At 59.1% G+C, this 15,977-nt stretch carries 17 protein-coding genes; 8 read left to right on the forward strand and 9 right to left on the reverse strand.

Features of this window, described 5'->3' with window-relative positions:
* Positions 1–140: 140 nt before the first annotated feature.
* The 6 genes from hemA to ACYZTS_RS12055 all read left to right on the forward strand — a co-directional run bounded on the left by hemA (position 141) and on the right by ACYZTS_RS12055 (position 5,503).
* Positions 141–1,430 (forward strand): glutamyl-tRNA reductase, encoded by a 1,290-nt coding sequence (gene hemA / locus ACYZTS_RS12030; protein ID WP_461996083.1) that lies wholly within the window; start codon positions 141–143, stop codon positions 1,428–1,430.
* A complete protein-coding gene (gene prfA / locus ACYZTS_RS12035; protein WP_028620490.1) occupies positions 1,427–2,506 on the forward strand; it encodes a peptide chain release factor 1 in 1,080 nt (359 codons plus the stop codon). The genes hemA and prfA overlap by 4 nt, the downstream gene beginning before the upstream one ends.
* Entirely contained in the window at positions 2,503–3,333 is an 831-nt protein-coding gene (gene prmC / locus ACYZTS_RS12040) for a peptide chain release factor N(5)-glutamine methyltransferase (protein ID WP_028620491.1), read from the forward strand. The genes prfA and prmC overlap by 4 nt, the downstream gene beginning before the upstream one ends.
* Positions 3,327–4,082 carry a molybdopterin-synthase adenylyltransferase MoeB gene (locus tag ACYZTS_RS12045; RefSeq protein ID WP_028620492.1) on the forward strand — a complete coding sequence of 252 codons (756 nt, stop codon included), beginning with the start codon at positions 3,327–3,329 and terminating at the stop codon, positions 4,080–4,082. Before prmC ends, ACYZTS_RS12045 begins: the two co-directional genes overlap by 7 nt.
* Positions 4,075–4,866 carry a glutamate racemase gene (gene murI / locus ACYZTS_RS12050; protein WP_028620493.1) on the forward strand — a complete coding sequence of 264 codons (792 nt, stop codon included), beginning with the start codon at positions 4,075–4,077 and terminating at the stop codon, positions 4,864–4,866. Before ACYZTS_RS12045 ends, murI begins: the two co-directional genes overlap by 8 nt.
* 118 nt (positions 4,867–4,984) lie before the next feature.
* Positions 4,985–5,503, forward strand: a complete 519-nt coding sequence (locus ACYZTS_RS12055) for an acyloxyacyl hydrolase (protein ID WP_028620494.1) — start codon at positions 4,985–4,987, stop codon at positions 5,501–5,503.
* Between the two features lie 123 nt (positions 5,504–5,626).
* On the opposite strand, the gene ACYZTS_RS12060 is transcribed toward ACYZTS_RS12055, so the two are convergent.
* The 7 genes from ACYZTS_RS12060 to ACYZTS_RS12090 form a co-directional block, all read right to left on the reverse strand.
* Positions 5,627–5,932 (reverse strand): YkgJ family cysteine cluster protein, encoded by a 306-nt coding sequence (locus ACYZTS_RS12060; RefSeq protein ID WP_028620495.1) that lies wholly within the window; start codon positions 5,930–5,932, stop codon positions 5,627–5,629.
* A gap of 67 nt (positions 5,933–5,999) precedes the next feature.
* Positions 6,000–6,782: an SDR family NAD(P)-dependent oxidoreductase gene (locus ACYZTS_RS12065; RefSeq protein WP_461996087.1), complete on the reverse strand. Its 783-nt coding sequence runs from the start codon at positions 6,780–6,782 to the stop codon at positions 6,000–6,002.
* A 78-nt stretch (positions 6,783–6,860) separates the two neighbouring features.
* Positions 6,861–8,306 carry a deoxyribodipyrimidine photo-lyase gene (gene phrB / locus ACYZTS_RS12070; protein WP_461996089.1) on the reverse strand — a complete coding sequence of 482 codons (1,446 nt, stop codon included), beginning with the start codon at positions 8,304–8,306 and terminating at the stop codon, positions 6,861–6,863.
* Between the two features lie 34 nt (positions 8,307–8,340).
* On the reverse strand, positions 8,341–9,282 hold the full coding sequence (locus tag ACYZTS_RS12075; protein WP_461996091.1) for a MerR family transcriptional regulator: 942 nt from the start codon (positions 9,280–9,282) through the stop codon (positions 8,341–8,343).
* Positions 9,282–10,241: a YbgA family protein gene (locus tag ACYZTS_RS12080; protein ID WP_461996093.1), complete on the reverse strand. Its 960-nt coding sequence runs from the start codon at positions 10,239–10,241 to the stop codon at positions 9,282–9,284. Before ACYZTS_RS12080 ends, ACYZTS_RS12075 begins: the two co-directional genes overlap by 1 nt.
* A gap of 231 nt (positions 10,242–10,472) precedes the next feature.
* The gene (locus ACYZTS_RS12085; protein WP_028620500.1) at positions 10,473–10,688 is read right to left on the reverse strand and encodes a TIGR02450 family Trp-rich protein; all 216 of its coding nucleotides are present in this window, start codon (positions 10,686–10,688) and stop codon (positions 10,473–10,475) included.
* Positions 10,685–11,671, reverse strand: a complete 987-nt coding sequence (locus ACYZTS_RS12090) for an NAD(P)/FAD-dependent oxidoreductase (protein WP_028620501.1) — start codon at positions 11,669–11,671, stop codon at positions 10,685–10,687. The genes ACYZTS_RS12085 and ACYZTS_RS12090 overlap by 4 nt, the downstream gene beginning before the upstream one ends.
* Before the next feature lie 196 nt (positions 11,672–11,867).
* On the opposite strand from ACYZTS_RS12090, the gene ACYZTS_RS12095 reads away from it, so the two are divergent.
* Complete coding sequence (locus ACYZTS_RS12095; RefSeq protein WP_461996095.1) at positions 11,868–12,770, forward strand: TIGR01777 family oxidoreductase; 903 nt, start codon at positions 11,868–11,870, stop codon at positions 12,768–12,770.
* Positions 12,771–12,783: 13 nt separating this feature from the next.
* Entirely contained in the window at positions 12,784–13,809 is a 1,026-nt protein-coding gene (hemH, locus tag ACYZTS_RS12100; protein WP_461996097.1) for a ferrochelatase, read from the forward strand.
* Between the two features lie 114 nt (positions 13,810–13,923).
* Here hemH and ACYZTS_RS12105 read toward each other — a convergent pair whose 3' ends face one another.
* Both ACYZTS_RS12105 and upp read right to left on the reverse strand, forming a co-directional pair.
* Entirely contained in the window at positions 13,924–15,198 is a 1,275-nt protein-coding gene (locus ACYZTS_RS12105) for a uracil-xanthine permease family protein (protein ID WP_461996099.1), read from the reverse strand.
* A 2-nt stretch (positions 15,199–15,200) separates the two neighbouring features.
* Positions 15,201–15,839 (reverse strand): uracil phosphoribosyltransferase, encoded by a 639-nt coding sequence (gene upp, locus ACYZTS_RS12110; RefSeq protein ID WP_028620505.1) that lies wholly within the window; start codon positions 15,837–15,839, stop codon positions 15,201–15,203.
* Positions 15,840–15,977 lie beyond the last annotated feature (138 nt).

The following is a 15,977-nucleotide window of genomic DNA, read 5'->3' on the forward strand; positions in this document are numbered from 1 at the left end:
ATGCACCTCAGGTTATGTTGTAAACGAGAACCGCTCGCAAACCTGGGCGTCGCCTACCAGGTCAATAGATATCGAGTAGTTGTTCTCAATCTGTCGAAGTAGGACAATTGCCGGCTTCACGTCACCATCAGCGACTTTGAATGGCCTTCCTTGCACTCGGTATCAACCACAAGACTGCTTCAGTAGACGTCCGCGAGCGCGTGGCCTTTACCCCTGAGCAGCTGGTTGAGGCATTGCAGCAGCTCTGCCGACTCACCGACAGCCGCGAAGCTGCGATCCTCTCCACCTGCAATCGCAGTGAACTCTATATAGAACAGGATCACCTTTCGGCTGACATCGTGTTGCGCTGGCTGGCCGATTATCATCATTTGAGCCTCGAGGACCTGCGCGCGAGTGCCTATGTGCACGAAGATGATGCGGCAGTTCGTCACATGATGCGAGTCGCCTCCGGGCTCGATTCGCTGGTGTTGGGCGAGCCGCAGATTCTCGGCCAGATGAAGTCGGCCTATGCCGTGGCTCGCGAGGCCGGCACTATCGGTCCGCTGCTGGGGCGGTTGTTTCAGGCGACGTTCAATGCCGCCAAACAAGTGCGCACCGACACCGCCATTGGCGAGAACCCGGTGTCCGTTGCGTTTGCGGCGGTGAGCCTGGCGAAACAGATTTTCAGTGATTTGCAACGCAGTCAGGCTCTGTTGATCGGTGCTGGCGAGACTATCACCCTGGTCGCCCGCCATTTGCATGAGCTGGGTGTGAAACGCATCGTCGTCGCTAACCGCACGCTGGAACGCGCGAGTATTCTGGCCGAGCAGTTCGGTGCTCATGCCGTACTGCTCTCGGACATTCCGGCCGAACTGGTGCGCAGCGACATCGTCATCAGCTCCACCGCCAGTCAGTTGCCGATTCTCGGTAAAGGCGCCGTAGAAAGTGCGTTGAAACTGCGCAAACACAAGCCGATCTTCATGGTGGATATCGCCGTCCCTCGGGACATCGAACCGGAAGTCGGCGAGCTGGACGATGTTTACCTCTACAGCGTCGACGATCTCCACGAAGTGGTCGCCGAAAACCTCAAGAGTCGGCAGGGTGCAGCCCAGGCCGCTGAAGAAATGGTCTCGGTCGGCGCTGAAGATTTTATGGTGCGCCTGCGCGAATTGGCGGCTGTGGATGTGCTCAAGGCGTATCGCCAACAGAGCGAGCGGCTGCGTGATGAAGAATTGCAGAAAGCCCAGCGCATGCTGGCCAACGGCAGCAGCGCCGAAGACGTGCTGGTGCAATTGGCGCGCGGGCTTACCAACAAACTCCTGCATGCCCCGAGCGTGCAGTTGAAAAAACTTTCTGCCGAAGGTCGCCTCGACGCACTGGCCATGGCCCAGGAACTCTTTGCCCTCGGTGAGGGCTCATCGGATAGCTTTTCGGATAAGAAACCGCAATGAAAGCGTCACTGCTCAATAAGCTGGACATCCTCCAGGATCGTTTCGAGGAACTGACCGCGTTGCTTGGCGACGGCGAAGTCATTTCCGATCAGACCAAATTCCGCGCCTATTCCAAGGAATATGCCGAAGTCGAGCCGGTGGTGAATACCTATAAACAGTTGCTCAAGGTGCAAAGCGACCTCGAAGGAGCGCAGGCACTGCTCAAGGACAGCGACCCGGACATGCGCGAAATGGCCGTGGAAGAAGTTCGCGAAGCCAAGGAGCAACTGGTCGAAATCGAGGCGAGCCTGCAACGGCTGCTGCTGCCCAAGGATCCGAACGACGGGCGTAATGTCTTTCTGGAAATCCGCGCCGGCACCGGTGGTGACGAGGCGGCGATTTTCTCCGGCGACCTGTTTCGCATGTATTCGCGGTACGCCGAGCGTCGCGGCTGGCGCGTTGAGATTCTCTCGGAGAACATCGGCGAGCATGGCGGCTATAAAGAAGTCATCGCCCGGGTTGAAGGCGAGAATGTGTATGGCAAACTGAAATTCGAGTCCGGCGCGCACCGTGTGCAACGGGTTCCGGCAACGGAATCCCAAGGGCGGATTCACACGTCGGCCTGCACCGTGGCCGTATTGCCCGAGCCGGATGAGCAGGAAGCGATCGAGATCAACCCGGCGGATATCCGCGTGGACACCTACAAATCCTCGGGCGCCGGCGGCCAGCACGTCAACAAGACCGACTCGGCGATCCGCATCACGCACATTCCGTCCGGCATCGTTGTCGAGTGTCAGGAAGAACGTTCGCAGCACAAGAACCGTGCCCGGGCGATGGCATGGCTGTCGGCCAAGCTTAACGATCAGCAGACCAGCGCTGCCGCCAATGCCATCGCCAGCGAACGCAAGTTGCTGGTGGGCTCGGGTGATCGCTCTGAACGCATCCGCACCTATAACTTCGCTCAGGGCCGGGTCACTGATCACCGCGTTAACCTGACGTTGTACTCCCTCGATGAAATTCTCGCCGGCGGCGTCGATGCGGTCATTGAGCCGTTACTGGCCGAATACCAGGCTGACCAATTGGCAGCGATAGAATGACCATCATTGCCAGTTTGCTGCGCGCGGCCGATTTGCCCGATTCGCCGACGGCGCGTCTGGATGCCGAATTACTGCTCGCCGCGGCGCTGGGCAAATCACGCAGTTTTCTGCACACCTGGCCGGAGCGCATTGTCCCGAGCGACGCCGCGTTAACGTTCGCCAGTTATTTGCAGCGCCGTCGAGGCGGTGAGCCCGTGGCGTATATTCTGGGCCAGCAGGGTTTCTGGAAACTCGATCTGGAAGTCGCGCCGCACACGCTCATCCCGCGCCCGGACACCGAATTGCTGGTCGAAGCGGCGCTGGAACTGATCCCGGCGACACCTGCCAAGGTGTTGGATCTGGGCACCGGCAGCGGCGCCATCGCATTGGCCCTCGCCAGCGAACGCCCGACCTGGAAGGTCACGGCAGTTGATCGCGTGCTCGAAGCCGTGGCCCTGGCCGAGCGCAACCGCGAGCGACTGCACCTGAAAAATGCCACGGTGCTCAGCAGCCATTGGTTCAGCGCGCTTGCAGGTCAGCGCTTCAACCTGATCATCAGCAACCCGCCTTATATCGCTTCGTCCGATCCGCATCTGGCAGAGGGTGATGTGCGCTTTGAGCCTGAGAGTGCGTTGGTGGCTGGCGTCGACGGGCTCGACGATTTGCGTCTGATCGTCGCGCAGGCGCCGCAATACCTTGAGGCGGGCGGCTGGTTGATGCTCGAACACGGCTACGATCAAGCCGAAGCCGTGCGCGATTTACTGCTGACCCAAAGTTTCGAAGAAGTCCACAGCCGCACCGACCTGGGCGGCCACCAACGCATCAGTCTGGGACGCCTGCCGTGCTGAATGATCAGGAATTGTTGCGCTACAGTCGGCAGATCCTCCTGCAGCACGTCGACATCGAAGGTCAACTTCGACTGAAGGGCAGCCGCGTGTTGATCGTCGGCCTCGGCGGTCTTGGCTCGCCTGTGGCGCTTTACCTCGCCGCCGCTGGCGTCGGTGAGCTGCATCTGGCCGACTTCGATACGGTCGATCTGACAAACCTGCAACGCCAGATCATCCATGACACCGACAGCGTTGGCGTAAGCAAAGTCGATTCGGCGATTCGCCGGCTGAGCGCCATCAATCCCGAAATCAGTCTGGTCGCCCATCGTGCTGCGCTGGACGATGATTCTCTCGCCGCCGCCGTGGCTGCAGTCGATCTGGTGCTGGACTGCTCCGATAATTTCTCCACTCGCGAAGCCGTCAACGCCGCGTGCGTTGCCGGCAGCAAACCTTTGGTCAGCGGCGCGGCGATCCGCCTCGAAGGTCAACTGTCGGTGTTTGACCCGCGTCGGCCGGAAAGTCCCTGCTACCACTGTTTATACGGGCACGGCAGCGAAGCCGAATTGACGTGCAGTGAAGCCGGCGTTGTGGGGCCTCTCGTGGGTCTTGTCGGCAGCCTCCAGGCGCTGGAAGCGTTGAAGCTTTTGGCTGGTTTTGGCGAACCGCTGGTGGGGCGGCTGTTGTTGATCGACGCCTTGGGCTCGCGTTTCCGTGAGCTGCGAGTCAAGCGTGATCCGGGTTGCAGCGTCTGTGGGCCGACGCATGCGTGAAGCGCCCATCGGCGTGTTCGACTCCGGGGTCGGAGGCTTGTCGGTGCTTGGTGAAATCCAGCACTTGCTGCCGCAGGAATCTTTGTTGTACGTCGCCGATTGCGGCAACGTCCCCTACGGCGAGAAAACTCCGGAATTCATCCGTCAGCGTTGCAGCGTCATGGCCGGTTTTTTTCGTCAGCAGGGTGCGAAGGCGCTGGTGCTGGCCTGCAACACTGCGACGGTGGCGGGCGTCGCCGATTTGCGCCGCGATTATCCCGACTGGCCCATTGTCGGCATGGAGCCGGCGGTCAAGCCTGCTGCCGCCGCGACCCGCAGCGGCGTGGTCGGAGTGCTGGCCACGACCGGCACGTTGCAGAGCGCCAAATTTGCGGCATTGCTCGACCGTTTTGCGACCGATGTGCGAGTTATCACCCAGCCCTGTCCGGGCCTGGTTGAGCTGATTGAAAACGGCGACCTGCACAGCCCGGTCCTGCGTCAGCTGCTGGAACGCTATGTCCAGCCGCTGTTGGCCGCCGGATGTGACACGATTATTCTCGGCTGCACACATTATCCGTTTCTAAGGCCTATGCTCAGGCATATGCTTGCGGATGACATCAGCCTGATCGATACCGGCGCCGCAGTGGCACGTCAACTTAAACGCTTGCTGACTGCGCGCGAACTGTTGGCGGAAGGCCCCGCCCGCGCCGCGCAGTTCTGGACCAGCGCCGATCCTGAGCACTTTCAGCATGTCCTTGCGATGCTTTGGAATTCAAAAGGCAGTGTGAGAAGCTTTGAATTGTAAAAAAATGTGAAATAACATCTAAACGGGCTGAACTTCTACTTAAGCGCCGATTTCTATAGCTAGTCTGTTGATTGACCAAAAAAACCATACGAATTCAGTTCGGAAAAGGATGTTTCAAGTGAAGCGACTATTCTGCTTGGCCGCGATTGCGGCCGCGATGTTGGGGCACACTTACACCGCACAGGCGGCAGGTGTGGAATTTGGGGTTGGCGCAACCAGCGATTCGACCATGACCTATCGACTGGGTATGCAGTTCGATTGGGACAAGAGCTGGCTGCAAAGTGACGTCGGTCGCGTGACCGGTTACTGGAGCGGCGCCTACACCTATTGGGAAGGCGACAAGACCTCCAGCAACAACAGCCTGTCGTTCTCGCCAGTGTTCGTTTACGAATTTGCCGGTGAAAACGTCAAGCCGTATGTAGAAGCCGGTATTGGTGTGGCGTTCTTCTCCAACACCGAATACGAAGACAACAACATTGGCAGCTCTTTCCAGTTTGAAGACCGCATCGGTTTCGGCTTGCGTTTGAAAGGCGGACATGAAGTCGGGATCCGTGCGACGCACTATTCCAACGCCGGTCTGAGCAGTGACAACGATGGCGTAGAGAGCTACGCGTTGCACTACACAATGCCGCTGTAAGATATCTACGATCTGTAGGAGCAAGGCTCGCCCGCGATGGCGCTTGTACATTCAACATAGTTGTTAAATGGCAGGCACCCATCGCGAGCAGGTTAACTCCCACATTTTTATAGAGGTCGTTTTTCAGCGATACGCCGTGGTAATGCCCTGGCGCTCTTCGAGGCATTCAGGCGCGCCCATTTCGAACTCTCTGCAAATCAGCGGACGCTTCTCGTAGATCGTGCACATCATGCTGTCGCGATCCAGTGCGGCGCACCAGCCGTCGTCCAGACGCAACATTACTTCCCCACCCCAATCATCGGTATCGATGAATCGTTCGGGCACACCGGTGTCCGTGATCAGCATGACTTCGAGCTGACAACAGCAGGCTGCGCAGGTCGAGCACGTGACCGCGGACTCGACGATTTGCGTATGGGCAATGGTTTTCATGGGGCGCAGTGTAAGGCAAACGGCCGAGCGCAGGGTGAAGGCCTGACGGGCGTTCAGCTCAGCGAGCTTACAGTCGATCAAGGATCGGTGGGTGTTTGCGCACTATGCGTTTGCCAATCGCCAGTTGCGGTCGGTTGGTGATTTTTTCCAGAGGCCACAGCGCCGCCATAAACAAAGCAGGGAAGGCTATGTTCAATGGCCGATGCTTGAGTTCGGCGAAGATATGCCGCGCGGCTTTCCCGGCGGGCCACCGGAGGGATAACGGCGAATCGTCGGCTGTTGTTGCGGGCGTTGGAAACGACCCCGGACTGACGAAGGTAACCTCTATTTCGCTTGGCGCCAGTTCTATGCGCATCGACTCAAACAGATGCTGCAAGCCGGGTTTGGCCCTGCCGTGCGTTTCGGCGCGTGGCAGCGGCAGGGAGGTCACGGGACTGGCAATCCCTACCAGATGAGGCGCGGTACCTGCCCGCAACAATGGCAATGCAGCTTCAATGCAATAGCTGCAGGCGAGCAGATTGGTGCGCACGACATGCTCGACAATGGTAGCGTCAAACTGCTGGACGTCGACGTATTCGCAGGTGCCTGCATTGAGGATCACTGAATCCAGCGAGCCCCATTCGCGAGCGATCTGCTCGCCAATTTCTCGCACCGTCTGAGCACTCGTCAAATCGCCGGCCAACATCAGAACCTGCCTGGGATACCGTTGAGACAAGGTTTTCAGTGGCGCCACCAAGCGCGAGCTGACGGCCAGACTAACGCCTGTCTTGAGAATTTCCTCGGCCAGTGCGGCACCAATGCCGTTGCCTGCGCCGGTCAACCAATAACGACGTGGGGGTGTCAGACTCATCCTGCGCTCCTGTTCATACGCAAACCGCTCCTTTCGCTGCAGTGATTGGCAGCCGGGTCGTGCAAAAAACGTCTGCCCTCAATCGCGCTCCCCTCCGGCAGGCTGTCGCGAAGGCAGGTCCCTGAACGCCGCCAACGCCCGCGCACGGGATGTACTGAGGTTGACGATCGGCGAAGGGTAATCTGCCACGCCAAACAGACCTCCGAGATTTCCCGGGTTGTGCACGTCCTTTTTATTCAGTGCGGCCAGTTCCGGTAGCCACTGTTTGATGAACACGCCTTCGCTATCAAATTTTTCCGATTGGCTGAGCGGGTTGAAAATACGGAAGTATGGGGACGAATCAGTGCCGGTGGATGAACTCCATTGCCAGCCGCCGTTATTCGCCGCCAAGTCGCCATCAATCAAGTGGCGCATGAAAAACCGCTCACCTTCACGCCAGTCGATCAGCAGGTTCTTGGTCAGAAACATTGCCACGACCATGCGCAAGCGATTGTGCATCCACCCGGTATCGAGCAACTGGCGCATGGCGGCGTCGATGATTGGCAGGCCAGTGCGCGCTTCCTGCCAGGCAAGCAGGTCATCCGGGGCGTCGCGCCAGGTCAGCGCTTCGGTTTCCGGGCGGAATGCGCGGTGACGGGACACCCTCGGGTAGCCCACCAGAATATGTTTGTAAAACTCCCGCCAAAGCAGTTCATTGATCCAGGTGACCGCGCCGACCTTGCCGCTTTCAAACTCGCCCTGATTACTTTGCAACGCCGCATGCAGGCATTGGCGGGGCGAAACCACCCCGGCCGCAAGGTACGCCGACAACTGGCTGGTGCCGGGTTTGGCGGGGAAATCCCGTTCGTTTTTGTAGTAGTCGATCTGCGCGTCAGTGAAGGTGTCGAGGCGTCGACGCGCCTCGGATTCGCCTGCTGGCCAGAGAGCCTGCAGGTGATCACTCGGGGTGTCGAAGCCTTCGATCCGCGCAGGGACCTCGTCGCTGCGAATATTCAGCGGCGCCTGAGTGTCGGGCGCGGCCACCAGATACGGCAGTGATCGGTGCAGGCGTTCATAACAGGCCTTGCGGAACTGACTGAAGACCTGAAAGTAAGTGCCGGTTTTGGTCAGCACACTGCCCGGTTTAAACAACAGTTGATCCAGATAGCTGAAGAATTGCACATCGCCGGCGTTCAACGCCTCGGCCACTGCCGCATCACGGCGGGATTCATTGATGCCGTATTCTTCGTTGACGTGTACGGCCTCGATCTTCAGTTGCTGACACAGCTCCAGCAGGACGGCGGGCGCCTGCTCCCAGCGCGGCGCCTGGCGGATCAGCAAAGGAATATTCAGTTCGCCGAGCATCGGGCTCAACTCGGCGAGGTTGCGCAACCAGAAATCCACTTTGCATGGCGCGTCGTCGTGTTCTTGCCATTGCTGCGGGCTCAACAGGAACACCGCCACGCACGGCCCGCGAGCCGCAGCGGCAGAGAGGGCTGTGTTGTCGTTCAGGCGCAAGTCGCTGCGCAGCCAGATCAATTGCATGGAGAAGTCCGCAGAATTCATTGAAAAAGCGTCATCAGATCAACCCGCGCTCGACGAGCACTTGATGCGCTGATAGCGGATCTTGGGCGAGATACACAGCAGCTGTCTTGCACGTTTGTGCGGACAGCTCGGCGTGGTGGATGCACACCGTGGGCCCGGCAATCACTTTTGGGCAACTGACGCCATTGAATAGTTTCGTCAGATGCACAACGTTTAGCGCCTTGCTGGAGTACAGCAGGACACCTCGGGCTTTGAGGTGATCGACTGCCAGTGCGAGCTCGCCGGCGGGCAGCGGCCAGTCAAATACCTCTACCGGGCAATCAGCGCTGCTGATCAGCCATGCGGTGAGCCACAAATGCGGCTCGAGGGGCACATCCGATTGATTGATCAGAAGAAACGGCGCAGTGCGTAACTGACGGTTGTTGTGGTAGATACGCGCACCGAATTTGCTGCGCAGCCAGGAATAAAAAAATCCCCGCTCCATTTGCGCACCGAACTGGCCTTGCCAACGTTGCTCGAGGTCGTTGAGCAATGGCATCAGCAATTGTTGGCACAGGGTTCGTGGCGGATACAGTGCCATGGCCTGATTGACGGTATCGTCCAACAGGCGTTCGTTCAGTTGTGTGATGGCTTGCAGCAGTGTCTGGCGCAATAGCTGCCAATCATTCTCCACCGCTCCAGTGAACGCCTGTGGGGTGTCGAGCAGTTGTTTGACCTGGCTGACAGCGACCCCGCGATTGAGCCAGGTGAGAATGGTCAGAATGCGCTGCACGTGTTCGGCGCTGAACAGCCGATGGCCCTTGGGTGTACGTTGCGGCACGATCAAGCCGTAACGGCGTTCCCAGGCGCGCAACGTGACGGCGTTGACACCGGTCTGGCGCGACACTTCGCGGATGGGCAGCCAGCCTTCTTCAAGGGCTTTGCTGAAATCCGCGCCGAGGTCTTCGGCAGCGCTGGTATCGAGTGGGGTTTTCATCAAATCGCATTTCGCAGGCTGAGGTTTTCCGGGTGCGGTTGCAGGTAAACCTGTTGCGCGATGTACGGATCGGGATGTAGCCGAAAGTGGTGTTTGAGCAAAGTCAGCGGGACCACCAGCGGCACGATGCCTTGGCGATACTGACCGATCACATGCTGCATCTCCTGTTTGTCCTCGGCGCTGATCGCTTGTTTCAGATATCCGCTGATGTGTTGAAGGACATTCGTGTGAGTGCGCCGGGTCGCGCAGGTTTTCAATGCCGCCATCAACTCGCTGAAATATCGCGGGCCGAGCTCCTGGGGGTCGGTGTGCCCCATGTTGCCCAGCAAGTTGCCCAGAGTCTTGTAATGCAACGGGCTGTGCGCCATCAACAGGTATTTGTAGCGCGCGTGAAATTGCGTCAGGCCATGGCGGGTCAAGCCTTCCTGCAACACCTGCTGCCACGCGCTGTAGGCGAATACCCGAGTGAGGAAGTTTTCCCGCAGGACAGGGTCGTTGAGCCGGCCGTCTTCTTCTACCGGCAAATCCGGATGCTGCTCGCAGAACGCCTGGGCGTAGATGCCGCGTCCGCCCCCGTCCACTGGCGCACCGTTGGTGTGATAGACCTTGACCCTTTCGAGGCCGCAGGACGGTGACTTCTGCATGAAAATGTAGCCGCAGATATCGTCCAGTTCTGCAGCCATCTTTTGCCCGTACGCAGCCAGTGACTGGGTGACGTCGATGTCGGCGTGGACGGAGCCAATGGCGTGCGGATGATCGGGGTTGCCGACCAGACGAATCGGTTCGCGAGGAATGCCCAGGCCGATGGCCACTTCAGGGCAGACCGGGACGAAATCGAAATATTCAGTAAGGGTGCGACTGCACAACCGCGATTCCTTGTGCCCACCGTTAAAGCGCACTTCGGCACCCATCAGGCAGGCGCTGATCGCAATTTTAGGTTTCGCGGTGGTAGGGGGCATCGGATCACCTCGAATCAGATCTCTACAGATCTCAATATCTGTACAAGAATGCTTAATCATAGATTCAAAGGTGTACAAGTCAAATTATTTGTATAGGTTTTACGCTGTCAATTGTCGGCTCATCTCCAAACACATCCTCGTAGGAGCCGGCTTGCTGGCGATGAACGGAATGCGGTATCTCTGGCAAAAACGCGCTGTCTGCTTCGCCAGCAAGCTGGCTTCTACAAAAATTTAATTCCAGCCAAGGGTCCACGCGTCGCTGTTTTTCAGCGACCGCCAATCAAGTCGTTCACTGCGCTTGGTCAACACGGCCTGCAATTCCACGTCCACCACCGTGCCTTCCTCGTCGCGGAACAGCTCGGTTACCAGAAAGTGCTTTTCACGATTTTGCGGATGGGCTGCTGTCCACTTCGACAGCAGCAGTTTGTCTGGACTGATGCGGTTCATTGCAAATGTTCGTGCAGGCGGCGAGCGGCTTCCTGACCACTGAGCCAGGCGCCCTCGACGCGACCCGACGAGCACCAGTCGCCGCAGGCATACAGACCCAGATCGGCGTCGGCCAGGGTGCCCCATTCGTGGCTGGTGGCGGGACGTGCGTAAAGCCAGCGATGGGCGAGGCTGAAGGTCGGTGCGGGCATGGCGTCGTGCAGCAGTTCGGCGAAGGCACCGTGCAATTGCTCGATCACCGCTTCCCTGGACAGGTCGATATGCTGGCGGCTCCAGGCGCTGCTGGCATGCAATACCCAAGTATCCAGCGTCGTGTCGCGTCCGGGCTTGCTGCGGTTGCGAGCCAGCCAGTCGAGCGGACTGTCCTGCACGAAGCAACCTTCCATGGGTGTCTCAAGTGGTGTCTCAAAAGCCAGCGCGACGGCCCAGGTAGGGTCCATTTTCACCCCGGCAGCAGCGCCGGCGAGTTTTGGCGCGCTGGCCAGCAAGGCAGTGGCTTGCGGTGCCGGCGTCGCAATGACGACATGACTGAACGGCCCGTGAGTGAAACCTTCGGCATCCTGCAGATGCCAATAATTTTCACCGCGATAGACCTCGGTGATCCGGCAGGCGAATTGCACTTCGAGATTACCCAGCAGGCCCCGAGTGATTGCACTCATGCGCGGCGTTCCGACCCAGCGAGTCTGCTCGTCCGGCGACAGGCTCAGTTGACCGCCGTGGAAGGTGTACAGCTGCGGCGTCCATTCGGCAACCCAGCCCTCGGACTGCCAGCGCGTAACTTCCGTGACAAAACGCCGGTCACGTGCAGTGAAATATTGTGCCCCCATGTCCAGCGCACCCGCATCGCTGCGCTTGCTCGACATGCGACCGCCGCTGCCACGGCTTTTATCGAAAAGTTGAACGACATGCCCGGCGTCCGTTAGCGCCTGGGCGGCGGAAAGCCCGGCGATGCCGGTGCCAATGATTGCGATAGGTACAGTCATAGGGGCCTCGTTTACCTTTCTGTACAGACTACGCCGTGGATGAAACCTGTACAATATTGTTTTTTGGTATAACTTTTAGCGTTCTCGTTCTGACAGCTTGGCCTATGGTTAATCACAGAGCCTGCCCGATACCAAAGATCCCTGCTTATAAAAATAGACTAGTGATCACGGTAAAACGCCACGCGAGGAAGAAGTCATGCACATATTGCTGACCGGCGGTACTGGTTTGATAGGACGTCAGCTTTGCAAACACTGGCTGAGTCAGGGCCATCGGTTGACGGTTCTCAGCCGTTCACCGGAAAAAGTCGCGGCCATTTGCGGTGCCGGGGTGCGCGGTATTGCGCTGTTTGAAGACATGGGTCAGGACACGCTGGACGCCATCGTCAATCTGGCCGGCGCACCTATAGCCGACCGTCCCTGGACAACCCGGCGCAAAGCCTTGCTCTGGAGCAGTCGCATCACACTGACCGAGACGATGCTGGCCTGGCTCGAACGTCGTGCGCAGAAACCCCAGGTGCTGATCTCGGGTTCGGCGATAGGCTGGTATGGCGATGGCGGCGAGCGTGAGTTGAGCGAAGAATCGCCGCCGGTGATCGATGATTTCGCCAGTCAGCTGTGCATTGCCTGGGAAGAAACCGCGCAACGCGCCGAAGCCATGGGCATTCGCGTGGTACTGGTGCGCACCGGGCTGGTGCTGTCGGCCGACGGCGGCTTTTTGTCGAGGCTGTTGCTGCCGTTCAAACTGGGCATGGGCGGGCCGTTGGGCAATGGTCGGCAGTGGATGCCGTGGATTCATATCAAGGATCAAATCGCCCTGATTGATTTTCTGCTGCAACGAAATGCCGCCAGCGGTCCTTATAATGCTTGCGCGCCAAACCCGGTGCGCAATCGCGATTTCGCCAAGACGCTTGGCAGTGTGCTGCACCGCCCGACGTTCATGCCGATGCCGACCCTGGCACTGAAAGTGTTACTGGGCGAGATGTCGTTGCTGCTGCTCGGCGGCCAGAAGGCCATGCCGGCACGCTTGCTGGAAGCGGGATTCACTTTCCAGTTCACCGAATTGCGCGCGGCCCTGGACGACTTGTCCAGCCGCCTTTGAAATAGGACGTTGCATGACTGATCACGCATTGCTTCTGGTTAACCTGGGCTCGCCTGCCTCCACGTCGGTGGCGGACGTGCGAAGTTACCTCAATCAATTTCTGATGGACCCGTATGTGATCGACTTGCCGTGGCCGGTGCGCCGCTTGCTGGTGTCGCTGATCCTGATCAAGCGCCCGCAGCAGTCAGCCCATGCCTACGAGTCGATCTGGTGGGAGGAGGGCTCGCCGCTGGTGGTGCTCAGCCGTCGCTTGCAGCAGGCGATGACGTCGCAGTGGACTCACGGGCCGGTGGAGTTGGCGATGCGCTACGGCGAGCCGTCGATTGAAACGAAGTTGCTGCAACTGGTTGCACAGGGCCACAAGAGAATCACCCTTGCGCCGCTGTATCCGCAGTTTGCCGACAGCACCGTGACCACAGTGATCGAAGAAGCGCGGCGGGTGGTGCGCGAGAAAAATCTCGATGTGCAGTTCTCGATTCTTCAGCCGTTTTACGATCAGCCGGAATACCTTGATGCACTGGTGGCCAGTGCGAGACCGCATTTGCAGCAGGATTACGATCATTTGCTCTTGAGCTTTCACGGCCTGCCAGAGCGGCACCTGACCAAGCTCGACCCGACGGGTCAGCACTGCTTCAAAGACCAGGATTGCTGCAAGAACGCTCCGCCGCAGGTGCTCGCCACCTGTTACCGCGCGCAGTGCCTGCGCACCGCGTCGGAGTTCGCCAAGCGCATGGGCTTGCCGGACGATAAATGGTCGGTGTCGTTTCAGTCACGTTTGGGGCGGGCGAAGTGGATCGAACCTTACACCGAAGCGCGCCTTGATGAACTGGCGGGGATGGGTGTGAGAAAAGTCCTGGTGATGTGCCCGGCGTTTGTGGCCGATTGCATCGAGACGCTGGAAGAAATTGGCGATCGCGGCAAAGAGCAGTTTGTTGAAGCAGGGGGCGAGGAATTGCTGCTTATACCGTGCCTGAACGATGACCCGCAGTGGGCAAAGGCGCTGAGCACATTGTGCGAAAGGGCGCCGTTGGCGCTGTAAAAGTATCGCGAGCAGGCTCACTCCTACACTGGCTTTCGGTGTGCACACCAAAGGTCAATGTAGGAGTGAGCCTGCTCGCGAAGCTATCTGGCAGATTGCGAATTGCCAAAGGGATTACAACAACGGGTCCTCCGGCTTCTTATGCTTCCAGCCATCATTGCCCGGCAACAAAAGATTCAGCGCAATCGCCGTCACCGCGCACAACGCGATGCCTTTCAGGCCCCAGTCGTCCGGGCCCGTGCCCGTGCCGACCAGCACACCGCCAATACCGAAAACCAGTGTCACCGAGACAATCACCAGGTTGCGCGCTTCGCCCAGATCGATCTTGTGGCGGATCAGCGTGTTCATGCCCACCGCTGCAATCGAGCCGAACAGCAGGCACAGAATCCCGCCCATCACCGGCACCGGGATGCTCTGCAGCAATGCGCCGAATTTGCCGACGAACGCCAGGCTGATAGCGAAAATCGCCGCCCAGGTCATGATCTTCGGGTTGTAGTTCTTGGTCAGCATCACCGCGCCGGTGACTTCGGCGTATGTGGTGTTCGGCGGACCGCCAAACAGACCGGCAGCGGTGGTGGCGACACCGTCACCGAGCAGGGTGCGATGCAGGCCTGGCTTCTTCAGGTAATCGCGACCGGTCACGCTGCCGACAGCGATCACTCCGCCGATGTGCTCGATCGCTGGCGCCAGGGCCACTGGCACGATGAACAGAATCGCCTGCCAGTTGAATTCCGGCGCGGTGAATGCCGGAATCGCGAACCACGGTGCAGCAGCGATCTTCGCGGTATCGACGACGCCGAAGTAGAAGGCCATCCCAAACCCTACGAGTACGCCGGAGATAATCGGCACCAGACGGAAAATCCCTTTGCCGAACACCGCGACGATCAGCGTGGTCAGCAGCGCTGGCATCGAGATCAGCATGGCTGTCTGGTAAGGAATCAGCTCGGTACCGTCGCCCGCCTTACCCATCGCCATGTTCGCGGCAATCGGCGCCATGGCCAGGCCGATCGAGATGATCACCGGCCCAATCACCACGGGTGGCAGCAGGCGGTCGATGAAACCGGTGCCTTTAACTTTCACGGCCAGACCGAGGAATGTGTAGACGAAACCGGCAGCCATCACACCGCCCATGGTCGCGGCGAGGCCGAACTGGCCCTTGGCGAGAATGATCGGGGTGATAAAGGCAAAGCTCGACGCCAGAAACACCGGCACCTGACGGCCGGTGATGATCTGGAACAGAATCGTTCCCAGACCTGCAGTAAACAGCGCCACGTTGGGGTCGAGGCCGGTAATCAGCGGCATCAACACCAGGGCGCCGAACGCCACGAACAGCATCTGGGCGCCGGACAGCACCGTACGCCAGAGCGGATCGTTGAACTCATCCTGCATGCTCAAGCGTCCTTCTGCTTGGTGCCGAAGATCTTGTCACCGGCGTCGCCCAGGCCTGGAATGATGTAACCGTGTTCGTTGAGGCGTTCATCGATGGAGGCCGTGTAGATGGTCACGTCCGGGTGCGCCTTCGCTACAGCCGCGATGCCTTCCGGCGCAGCGACCAGGACCATCGCGCGGATGTCGCGGCAACCGGCCTTTTTCAGCAGGTCGATGGTGGCGACCATGGAACTGCCAGTGGCGAGCATCGGGTCTATGATCATCGCCAGACGTTCGTTGATTTCCGGGACCAGTTTTTCCAGATAGGTGTGGGCCTGCAGGGTTTCTTCGTTGCGGGCCACGCCGACGGCGCTGACTTTGGCGCCCGGGATCAGGCTGAGTACGCCTTCGAGCATGCCGATACCGGCACGCAGAATCGGCACCACGGTAATTTTCTTGCCGGCGATTTTCTCGACCGACACAGTGCCGCACCAGCCTTCGATGTCGTAGGCTTCCAGCGGCAAGTCTTTGGTGGCTTCGTAGGTGAGCAGAGCTCCGACTTCCTGAGCGAGCTCGCGGAAATTCTTGGTGCTGATGTCTGCACGGCGCATCAGGCCGAGTTTATGGCGGATCAGCGGGTGGCGGATCTCGAGGATGGGCATGGGAAAGGCTCCGGCGGCGGGCAAAAAAACCGGCCTAGATTAATCTATCCGAGGGTGTTGTCCTATAGACACAGAGTACGTTAGTCCACAAACCCTTGATCTGACCGCGCGGGATGCGTACCTTTGCCCGCTTTTCCT

The organism is Pseudomonas sp. TMB3-21 (assembly GCF_054898145.1).